Origin of the sequence: Arthrobacter sp. Bi83, assembly GCF_918698095.1 — a bacterium.
Classification (GTDB): Bacteria; Actinomycetota; Actinomycetes; order Actinomycetales; family Micrococcaceae; genus Arthrobacter.
Window position 1 is genome coordinate 75,262 of record NZ_CAKKLY010000018.1, and the last position, 9,406, is coordinate 84,667.

Here is a 9,406-nt window from a genome sequence, read left to right on the forward strand (position 1 = left end):
ACCGGCGTCGGCTGCACCCATAGTGAAAAGGTTCTTTGATGAACAACTCCGCCGCATCCTTGGACAGGATGCCTGCTGACGGGGGTGTCCTTCGCTGATGGCGACTTACATCCTCAAGCGTTTCCTGCAGCTGATTCCGGTATTCTTGGGCGCCACGCTGCTGGTGTATTTCCTGGTCTTCAGCCTGCCTGGCGACCCCATCGTGGCACTGTTCGGCGACAAGCCCGTCAATGAGGCCGTGGCTGCCCAGCTCCGCGCGCAGTACCACCTTGACCAGCCGTTCTGGATCCAATACCTGCTGTACCTCAAGGGGATCTTCACCTTCGACCTGGGCCAGGACTTCTCCGGACGACCGATCGCCGCAGTGCTGGGCGAGGTCTTCCCGGTGACGGCCCGGCTGGCCGTCATGGCGCTGATCTTCGAAGCCGTCTTCGGCATCATCTTCGGCCTGATCGCGGGACTCCGCAAGGGCAAGTTCTTCGACGCGACCGTCCTGATCGCATCCCTGATCGTGATCGGCATCCCGATCTTCGTGCTCGGCTTCCTGCTGCAGTTCACCATCGGCGTCCAGCTCGGCTGGGCCAAACCGACCGTCAGTTCGGCCGCCACGGTCCAGGATCTAATCCTGCCGGCGATCGTCCTCGGGCTGGGCTCCTTCGCCTATGTCCTGCGCCTCACCCGGACCAGCGTCATCGAAAACATGAACGCCGACTACGTACGCACCGCCACTGCCAAGGGCCTGTCCCGTTTCCGCGTGGTCCGCGTGCACATCCTCCGTAACTCGCTGATCCCGGTCATCACCTTCCTCGGCGCGGACCTGGGCGCCCTGATGGGCGGAGCCATCGTCACCGAGGGCATCTTCAACGTGCCGGGTGTCGGCAACCGGCTCTACCGCGCCGTCACACAGGGTGAAGGCCCCACGGTCGTCTCGATCGTCACCGTGCTGGTGCTGATCTATGTCGTATCCAACCTGCTTGTAGACCTGCTGTACGCCTGGCTTGACCCAAGGATCCGCTATGACGCCTGAGAACATGACCCCAGACCTGCGCACTGCGGCGCCGGCGAGGCGGCACGTCGAACACTTCGTTGCCGACTTTTCCGAGACACCGCTGCAAGCAACCGACAAGGTCCAGGAAGACCAGGCCCCGCTGAGCCTTTGGGGAGAGGCCTGGAAGAACCTGCGCAGGCAGCCGCTCTTCCTGATCTCCGCATTCCTGATCCTCGTCGTCGTCGCCGTGTCACTCTTCCCCTGGCTCTTTTCCGGCATCGACCCGGCCTCAGAAGCGTGCCAGCTGGCCAACTCCGACGCCGGACCGGCGACCGGACACCCGCTGGGCTTCACCCAGCTGGGCTGCGACGTGTACGCGCGCGTCATCTTCGGCACGCGTTCCTCGGTGACTGTGGGCCTCTTCACCACCCTTGGCGTCCTCATGATCGGCGGCATCACGGGAGCCCTCGCCGGATACTACGGCGGCTGGGTGGATGCCATCCTGGCCCGCATCAACGACATCTTCTTCGCGTTGCCGCTGATCCTCGGCGCCATCGTGATGATGCAGCTGCCTGTGTTCCGTGCCAACCGCACGGCCTGGACGCTCGTGTTGATCCTGGTCACCTTCGGCTGGCCGCAGATCGCCCGCATTACCCGCGGCGCCGTGATAGAGGTCCGCAACGCGGACTTCGTGACGGCCGCGCGCTCCCTGGGCGTCTCAAAGTTCGGCTCGCTCATGCGCCACGTCATGCCTAACTCGTTGGCGCCGATCATCGTCGTGGCCACCATATCCCTCGGCACCTTCATTGTTGCCGAATCGACGCTGTCGTTTCTGGGAATCGGGCTGCCGCCCAGCGTGATGTCCTGGGGCAACGACATCCAGTCGGCGCAGGCCTCCCTGAGATCCAACCCGATGCCCCTGATCTACCCGGCCATTGCGCTGTCCATCACCGTCCTGAGTTTCATCATGCTGGGCGACGCCCTGCGTGATGCCCTCGATCCGAAAGCGCGCAAGCGATGAAAGGAGACGCCATGAGCTCCGCTGTCCAGTTTTGGGAACAAGGGTCCGACCTCGAGCGTCCGCTTCTTGAAATCAAAGACCTGGCAATCAACTTCCGCACCAGCCACGGCGACGTCAATGCCGTGCGTAATGCGCACCTGACCATCATGCCCGGCGAAACGGTCGCCATCGTGGGCGAATCAGGTTCGGGAAAATCCACGACGGCGCTGGCCGCGATCGGCCTTCTTCCCACCAACGGCCGGGTGGCCGGCGGCCAGATCCTTTTCGACGGCGAGGACATTTCGAACGCCAGCGAAAAGCGGATGATCGAACTCCGCGGCAGCCACATTGGCATGGTGCCGCAGGATCCGATGTCCAACCTCAACCCGGTGTGGAAGATCGGGTTCCAGGTCCGCGAGACGCTCAAGGCGAACGGGCTGCCCAGCGGCCCCGACGATGTTGCCGAGGTGCTTTCCCAGGCAGGATTGCCGGATGCGGCGCGGCGCGCCAAGCAGTATCCGCACGAATTCTCCGGCGGCATGCGGCAGCGTGCGCTGATCGCCATTGGCCTCTCATGCCAGCCCCGGCTGCTGATTGCCGACGAGCCGACGTCGGCCCTGGACGTCACCGTTCAGCGGCAGATCCTGGATCACCTCGACACGATGACCACCGAGCTCGGCACTGCCGTGCTGCTGATCACCCACGACCTGGGCCTCGCGGCCGAACGGGCAGACAAAGTGGTGGTCATGTACCGCGGCCAGGTGGTTGAAGCTGGCCCGTCCCTGGAACTGCTGCGAAACCCCCGGCATCCCTACACGCAGCGGCTCGTCTCGTCCGCCCCCTCCCTGGCTTCCCGCCGTATCCAGGTGGCGAAGGAACAGGGAGTCGAATCCACGGACCTGCTGGCGCCGACGGAACCCGTTGTCGTGGAGGAAGCGCTGCCCGAGGACGTCCTGAAGGTTGAAGACCTGACCAAGGTCTTCAAGCTCCGCGGCGCACTCGGAAGGTCGACAGATTTCACCGCGGTGGACAACGTCTCGTTCAGCGTCAAGCGCGGCACGACGACAGCCATCGTGGGGGAGTCGGGCTCCGGCAAGTCGACGGTGGCGCAGATGGTGCTGAACCTGCTGGCGCCTACGTCGGGGAAAATCGTCTTCGACGGCGTTGACACTTCCACGCTCAACAGCAGGCAGCTGTTCGCTTTCCGCCGCAGGGTGCAGCCGATTTTCCAGGACCCGTACGGCTCGCTGGACCCGATGTACAACATCTTCCGGACCATCGAGGAGCCGCTGCGCACCCACAAAGTGGGGAACAAGGCCAGCCGCGAGAAGAAGGTGCGCGAACTGCTGGACCAGGTGGCGCTTCCCCAGTCCGCCATGCAGCGCTACCCGAATGAACTCTCCGGCGGCCAGCGCCAGCGCGTGGCCATCGCACGCGCACTTGCGCTGGACCCGGAGGTGATCATCTGCGACGAGGCTGTTTCCGCACTCGACGTGCTGGTCCAGGCGCAGGTGCTGAACCTGCTCGCGGACCTGCAGTCCAACCTCGGCCTTACCTACCTGTTCATCACCCACGACCTGGCGGTGGTCCGGCAGATAGCCGACCACGTGTGTGTCATGGAGAAGGGCAAACTGGTGGAGACCGGGTCAACGGATGATGTATTCGATTCGCCGCGGCAGGACTACACCAAGGCCTTGCTCAACGCGATTCCCGGCGCCCACCTTATGCTTCCTCCCGAGGTGGCCACGGCCTAGGCGCCGTCCCGCAGCAAGAGTATGCGCATTAAAGGAGCCGGTGCCCACCCGAAGGTGCGCACCGGCTCCTTTGTCGTCCGCATGGGCTTCTCCGCGCCAGGATTCTCCGCTCCTAGCCGGGGCCGAGCCCGAGGGCCGCGAGCCGGCTGCCCAGCAGCGTCCCCAAGGCGCGGTGGCCGTCGTCGTTCATGTGGACCTTGTCCGCAAGCGAGGCCTCCAGGCCGTAGCGGGTCAGCCAATCACCGACACCGACGAACGGAATGCGATGGGCAGCCGCCACTTTCCCCAGCAACGCGTCCACTTCGGTGCGCCTCCCGCCGCCGTTGCCGGCACCTTTGGCCAGCGTGCCGACCATGGCGAGTTTTGCTCCCGGATACCGCTGCTTGAGTGTGGTGATCAGGCTCTCCGCATTCGCGACGATCTCCCGGTCAGCGGCGCCCTGCTTGGCGTCGTTGCCGCCGCCTTCAATGACCACGAGCGGAGGAAAGCCATAGGGCAGGTGCCAGTCGCCCCGCTGCAGGGCGTCGACGTAGTTTCCCGTGGTGCCGTTGGAGGCAACGAAGCCGGTGCCGCCCTTGCCGCAGAAGAAGACCTCGTAACCCAGCCCGGTCAAGGCCCGGCGCGGCCAGCTTGCCTCCGGTTCGGACTGCGAATCGCCGATCAGCAGGGCCGTTCGGTCGATATTGTCGATGATCACTTCGTCCCGTCCGTTCGCGGGGTTCCGGAAGAGGGATCCGGCCGGAAGGCCTGCCGGGTCCGCCGCGATGAGGTCCCTTCCCACGGGCGAGCCTGCGGCAACGGCCTCGCCGGGCCCTGCGGCCGGTGCCAGGGCAGCGGGGCGGGGCGTGGCCGGGTTGCCCGTGCCCGGCGCTGGCGGGGACGCCGTCCCGCAGCCGGCCAAAAACACGCCGGCGGCGATGATCGGGGCGATCAGGACGGCCCGCGTTGAGGCTTGCAGCATCCGTGGACTCCTGGCCTGGTCGTAGTGTTCCAAGCAATAGTGATGGATCAGTTCGGGAAAAGCCAGTGAGATTGCTCACGTGACGTGCGTGCGGACTCACGATTTGGTAACGGGCCGGGGGAGGGCGCGCTTTCGGATTTTAGGCCAATAAATGGCAGAGCGTTTAGACTAGCTGTAGGTGCCCTGTGTTAAAGGGACTGATCCGTCGTGCGTTCCAGTTGGAAATGTCGCGATACAACAGCTGACTTCACCACTGAATCGAGCAATAACGCATGTCTGAAACCACCACCAACACTGCGGTAGCCACTGCATCGCGCAGTGACCTGCGCAACGTCGCGATCGTGGCCCACGTTGACCACGGCAAGACCACCCTGGTCGACGCCATGCTCAAGCAGACCAACTCCTTTGCCGAGCACAACCACCTCGAAGACCGCGTCATGGACTCCGGTGACCTTGAGCGCGAAAAAGGCATCACCATCCTGGCCAAGAACACCACCGTGGCCTACAACGGACCGTCCTCCAAGGGTGAGACCATCACCATCAACGTGATCGACACCCCGGGCCACGCTGACTTCGGCGGCGAGGTTGAGCGCGGCCTGTCCATGGTGGACGGCGTGGTGCTCCTCGTTGATGCTTCCGAGGGCCCGCTGCCCCAGACCCGCTTCGTACTGCGCAAGGCCCTGGCCGCGCACCTGCCGGTCATCCTGCTGGTCAACAAGACCGACCGCCCCGACGCGCGGATCGAAGAAGTTGTCCACGAGTCCATGGACCTGCTCCTGGGCCTGGCCTCCGACCTCGCGGACGAGGTTCCGGACCTCGACCTGGACAAGATCCTCGAAGTTCCCGTGGTTTACGCAGCCGCCAAGGTAGGCCGCGCCTCCCTCGAGCAGCCGGCCGACGGCTCAGCGCCCGAGAACGAGGACCTTGAGCCCCTGTTCAAGACCATCATTGAGCACATCCCGGCACCCACGTATAACCCGAACGGCGTGCTGCAGGCCCACGTGACCAACCTGGACGCTTCCCCGTTCCTTGGCCGCCTCGCGCTGCTCCGCATCTACAACGGCACCCTGCGCAAGGGCCAGACCGTCGCCTGGGCACGCGCCAACGGTGAGCTCAAGAACGTCAAGATCACCGAACTCCTGGCCACCAAGGCACTGGACCGCGTTCCGGCCGAGTCCGCAGGACCGGGCGAGATCGTCGCCGTCGCCGGCATCGAAGAGATCACCATCGGTGAGACCCTGACCGACGCCGAGAACCCCCAGCCGCTGCCGCTGATCACCGTGGATGATCCCGCGATCTCCATGACCATCGGTATCAACACCTCGCCGCTGGCCGGAAAGGTCAAGGGCGCCAAGGTCACTGCCCGCCAGGTGAAGGACCGCCTGGACAAGGAACTGATCGGTAACGTCTCCATCAAGGTTCTGCCCACCGAGCGTCCCGACGCTTGGGAAGTCCAGGGCCGTGGCGAGCTCGCCCTTGCCATCCTGGTTGAGCAGATGCGCCGCGAAGGCTTCGAACTGACCGTCGGCAAGCCGCAGGTGGTCACCAGGACCATCGACGGCAAGGTCCACGAGCCGATGGAGCACATGACCATCGACGTGCCCGAAGAGTACCTCGGCGCCGTCACCCAGCTCATGGCTGCCCGCAAGGGCCGCATGACCAACATGGCCAACCACGGCACCGGCTGGTGCCGGATGGAATTCATCGTTCCGGCCCGTGGCCTGATCGGTTTCCGCACCAAGTTCCTCACGGACACCCGCGGCGCCGGCATCGCGGCCTCCATCTCCGAAGGCTACGAGCCGTGGGCCGGTCCGATCGAGTACCGCACCAACGGTTCGATGATCGCCGACCGCGCCGGTGTTGTGACGCCGTTCGCCATGATCAACCTGCAGGAACGTGGCTCCTTCTTCGTCAAGCCCACGTCCGAGGTTTACGAGGGCATGATCGTTGGCGAGAACTCCCGCGCCGACGACATGGACGTGAACATCACCAAGGAAAAGAAGCTCACCAACATGCGTGCCGCTTCCTCTGACACCTTCGAGAACCTGACGCCGCCCCGCGATCTGACCCTCGAAGAGTCCCTCGAATTCGCGCGCGAGGACGAGTGCGTTGAGGTGACCCCGGAGTCCATCCGCATCCGCAAGCTCATCCTTGACACCAACGAGCGCGCCAAGGCCAACCGCGCCCGCGCGAAGGTCTGATCCAGGCACGTTCCGGTCATCACCCTCGTGAACAATAGAGCTGCCGGCATGGCAGGCGGCGTTGCCGCCGCCGTGCCGGCAGCTCTTTTTGCTGCCGTTGCCGGCACGGCACTGCACCGCCAGCTACTGCTGGTGGCGGCCGACGTCGCGCTGCCGCTCGGCGCGCTGGCTGCCCTGGCGCTCCTGGGCTCGCTTCAACTGTTCCTGGGTGCGGCGTTCCGGTCGCTTATCCCGACGGCGGCCTGCGGAGTTCTCTGCTATGTCCTGGCAGGGTGGTGGTCGGCCATGGAGCCCGGAAAGCGCCTCATTGCCGGGGACCTCGCCGGGAACTTTTGGGTTTACGGGATCGCCGTTGTCACGGTGCTGATGCTGGCATGGTGCCGGCGGTACCGCCGCCGGCTTCCGGCCGCAAACGCGCCGGGCCCGGCAACCGGAGCGCCAGCCTAGTCCGCTGTGGGGTCCCGGTGGTGGGCGATCATCAAAGAGGTGGCCTGGCCGTCGGCGTCTGCAGGGAGTGCCATGTACTCGTCCAGCACCGCGCGGAGCTTGCCCAGCATTTCCTCGCGCCGGGCATCGTTGAACTTCACTCCCAGGCGCCAGACCTCAATGTCCTCCGGCGGAAGGTCCCGGGTTTCCTGCAGGAACGTCTCGATGAGGATGGGGGAGACGTTGTCCACCGGAGTGCTCCAGGACTTGCGGCTTGCGATGTAGGGCACCTCAGCTGCCCCCCGCCGACCCTTCCGGCGCTCCTCCGCCAGCAGGAAACCGGTCCGCACCAGCGTGCGCACATGATGAAGGCTGGAAGCGGGATTGATGCCCAGCAGTTCTGCGATTTCCTTGTTGGTGCGGGCCTGGTGCAGGCACAGCCGTAGAATCCGAAGCCTGAGCGGGGAGCTGAGCGCGCGGCCCTTCGCCACCAGGTCCGCTTCATCGCTCTCCGGCGCGGGTGTCATAGCGCAAGTCTAGCCAGCAATAAGTGATTGACATATATCAATCACCACTGGAAACTGATGCGGTGACCGCCGAATCCACTGCTGCAGGTGAAGCAACCAGATCCCTGTTGCTGGACCGTAACTTCACCACTTTCTGGACCGGCCAAACCATGAGCCAGCTTGGTGCCCAGCTGGGACAGTTGGCGTTCCCGGTGCTTGCCGTGGCCATGCTGCAGGCCACGGCATTCGAGGTCGGCGTGCTGAATGCTGCCGGCCTGGCAGCGTTCCTGGTCGTGGGGCTGCCAGCCGGCGCGTGGGTAGACCGCTGGCTGAAGAGGCGAACCATGATCGCCGCCAACATCGTCAGGACCGCCGCCATGGCGGCGGTGCCGCTGCTGTGGTGGGGCGGCCTGCTGGAAGTCTGGCACCTGTACGTCGTCGCCGCGATAGTGGGCACGGCCACGGTGTTCTTTGATGTGTCGTACCAGAGCTACGTGCCTGTTCTCGTTTCTCCCGGCAACGTCGGCCAGGCCAACTCCAAACTTGAAGCGACGGCCCAGATAGCCAGAATCGGAGGACCCGCAGCGGGAGGCCTCCTGCTGACGGTGGTCACTGCGCCGGTGCTGTTCATAGGGGAGGCCGCCGGCTACCTGCTCTCCGCAGTGTTCCTCGCCCGCACGCGTGACCGCGAGGTGGCCGCGCCGGCAGCCGACAGGCGGCCGCTGAGTGTCGAGATCAAAGAAGGACTCTCGTTCGTGATCCGGCATCCGCTGATCAGCCGGATTGCCGTCTGCACCGGCGCGATGAACTTCTGCGGCATGTTGATTTTCACCATGCTCCCGGTGCTCATTCTCCGGAATCTCGGACTTGGGCCGCAGGGCATGGGTCTCATCATGGCGGCCGGCGCGGTCGGTGGACTGCTGGGCGCCATCGCTGCCCCGCGCCTGGCCGAGTGGGCCGGCGAGGGCACCGTCATACCGGTCTGCGCCAGTGTCAGCGCGGTGTTCCTGATACCCGTTCCAGTGGCGGCCATGATTGCCCAGCCCGGGATTTCGTTGGCGCTGCTGCTCCTTTCCGAGTTCGGTTTCGGCTTCGTTGTCCTGGTCTACAACATCATGCAGCTCAGCATGCGCCAACGGGTGTGTCCGGCCAGGCTCCTGGGCCGGATGAACGCGTCCATCCGGTTCGTTGTGTGGGGAGTGATGCCGCTGGCGGCGCTTGCCTCCGGCCTCCTTGGCGAGCACCTTGGGCTCGTGCCGGTGATCTGGATCGGCACGGCGGGAAGCTTCCTGGCGGTCGCACCGGTCTTGTTCTCGCCGTTGCTGGGCATGCGGAAACTGCCCAGTCAGGTCGAGGCAGGCTGACCGGAAGTCAGTGTCGTGTTTGCGGTCTGCGCCGCGCGGGTGCGGGCGGCACCTCTTTTGCCGCCACCACGAGGTCGAGGGGAACCACGACGTCGGCACTTCGGGTACGTACGGTGCAGTCACTTGCCCGGCACTCCAGGAGGTCTCCCAGCGCATCCGTATAACCGCCGTCGACCCTGTAGCGCACCACCACCCGGGTCCCGGGG

Annotated in this window: 9 protein-coding genes; 6 read left to right on the forward strand and 3 right to left on the reverse strand. The window is 64.9% G+C overall.

Annotation, left to right across the window (positions count from 1 at the left end; all coding sequences use genetic code 11):
* Positions 1-97 precede the first annotated feature (97 nt).
* Genes LQ144_RS10660 through LQ144_RS10670 form a run of 3 tightly spaced genes read left to right on the forward strand, consistent with a single transcriptional unit; the run spans position 98 to position 3,742 of the window.
* Positions 98-1,027, forward strand: coding sequence for an ABC transporter permease (locus LQ144_RS10660; RefSeq protein ID WP_230118676.1), 930 nt, complete (start codon positions 98-100; stop codon positions 1,025-1,027).
* Positions 1,017-2,009, forward strand: a complete 993-nt coding sequence (locus LQ144_RS10665) for an ABC transporter permease (protein WP_230118677.1) — start codon at positions 1,017-1,019, stop codon at positions 2,007-2,009. Before LQ144_RS10660 ends, LQ144_RS10665 begins: the two co-directional genes overlap by 11 nt.
* Before the next feature lie 11 nt (positions 2,010-2,020).
* Entirely contained in the window at positions 2,021-3,742 is a 1,722-nt protein-coding gene (locus LQ144_RS10670; RefSeq protein ID WP_230118678.1) for an ABC transporter ATP-binding protein, read from the forward strand.
* A 112-nt stretch (positions 3,743-3,854) separates the two neighbouring features.
* Here LQ144_RS10670 and LQ144_RS10675 read toward each other — a convergent pair whose 3' ends face one another.
* On the reverse strand, positions 3,855-4,703 hold the full coding sequence (locus tag LQ144_RS10675) for an SGNH/GDSL hydrolase family protein (protein ID WP_230118679.1): 849 nt from the start codon (positions 4,701-4,703) through the stop codon (positions 3,855-3,857).
* A gap of 272 nt (positions 4,704-4,975) precedes the next feature.
* Between LQ144_RS10675 and typA the strand changes: the two genes are divergently transcribed.
* Both typA and LQ144_RS10685 read left to right on the forward strand, forming a co-directional pair.
* Positions 4,976-6,904 carry a translational GTPase TypA gene (gene typA / locus LQ144_RS10680; RefSeq protein ID WP_230118680.1) on the forward strand — a complete coding sequence of 643 codons (1,929 nt, stop codon included), beginning with the start codon at positions 4,976-4,978 and terminating at the stop codon, positions 6,902-6,904.
* Positions 6,905-6,952: 48 nt separating this feature from the next.
* Positions 6,953-7,351 carry a hypothetical protein gene (locus LQ144_RS10685; RefSeq protein ID WP_230118681.1) on the forward strand — a complete coding sequence of 133 codons (399 nt, stop codon included), beginning with the start codon at positions 6,953-6,955 and terminating at the stop codon, positions 7,349-7,351.
* Here the strand turns inward: LQ144_RS10685 and LQ144_RS10690 are convergent.
* Positions 7,348-7,857, reverse strand: coding sequence for a helix-turn-helix domain-containing protein (locus LQ144_RS10690; RefSeq protein WP_230118682.1), 510 nt, complete (start codon positions 7,855-7,857; stop codon positions 7,348-7,350). The genes LQ144_RS10685 and LQ144_RS10690 overlap by 4 nt on opposite strands.
* Before the next feature lie 62 nt (positions 7,858-7,919).
* On the opposite strand from LQ144_RS10690, the gene LQ144_RS10695 reads away from it, so the two are divergent.
* Positions 7,920-9,200, forward strand: coding sequence for an MFS transporter (locus LQ144_RS10695; protein ID WP_230118683.1), 1,281 nt, complete (start codon positions 7,920-7,922; stop codon positions 9,198-9,200).
* Between the two features lie 7 nt (positions 9,201-9,207).
* Here LQ144_RS10695 and LQ144_RS10700 read toward each other — a convergent pair.
* Positions 9,208-9,406: hypothetical protein (locus LQ144_RS10700; RefSeq protein WP_230118684.1), on the reverse strand; the 199-nt coding region annotated here is incomplete at its 5' end.

Excerpts from the sequence above, each read along its gene's own strand:
- LQ144_RS10665 (WP_230118677.1), top strand. The coding sequence starts at position 1,017 with ATGACGCCTGAGAACATGACCCCAGACCTGCGCACTGCGGCGCCGGCG.
- LQ144_RS10685 (WP_230118681.1), top strand. The coding sequence starts at position 6,953 with ATGGCAGGCGGCGTTGCCGCCGCCGTGCCGGCAGCTCTTTTTGCTGCC.
- LQ144_RS10660 (WP_230118676.1), top strand. The coding sequence starts at position 98 with ATGGCGACTTACATCCTCAAGCGTTTCCTGCAGCTGATTCCGGTATTC.
- typA (WP_230118680.1), top strand. The coding sequence starts at position 4,976 with ATGTCTGAAACCACCACCAACACTGCGGTAGCCACTGCATCGCGCAGT.
- LQ144_RS10675 (WP_230118679.1), bottom strand. The coding sequence starts at position 4,703 with ATGCTGCAAGCCTCAACGCGGGCCGTCCTGATCGCCCCGATCATCGCC.
- LQ144_RS10670 (WP_230118678.1), top strand. The coding sequence starts at position 2,021 with ATGAGCTCCGCTGTCCAGTTTTGGGAACAAGGGTCCGACCTCGAGCGT.
- LQ144_RS10690 (WP_230118682.1), bottom strand. The coding sequence starts at position 7,857 with ATGACACCCGCGCCGGAGAGCGATGAAGCGGACCTGGTGGCGAAGGGC.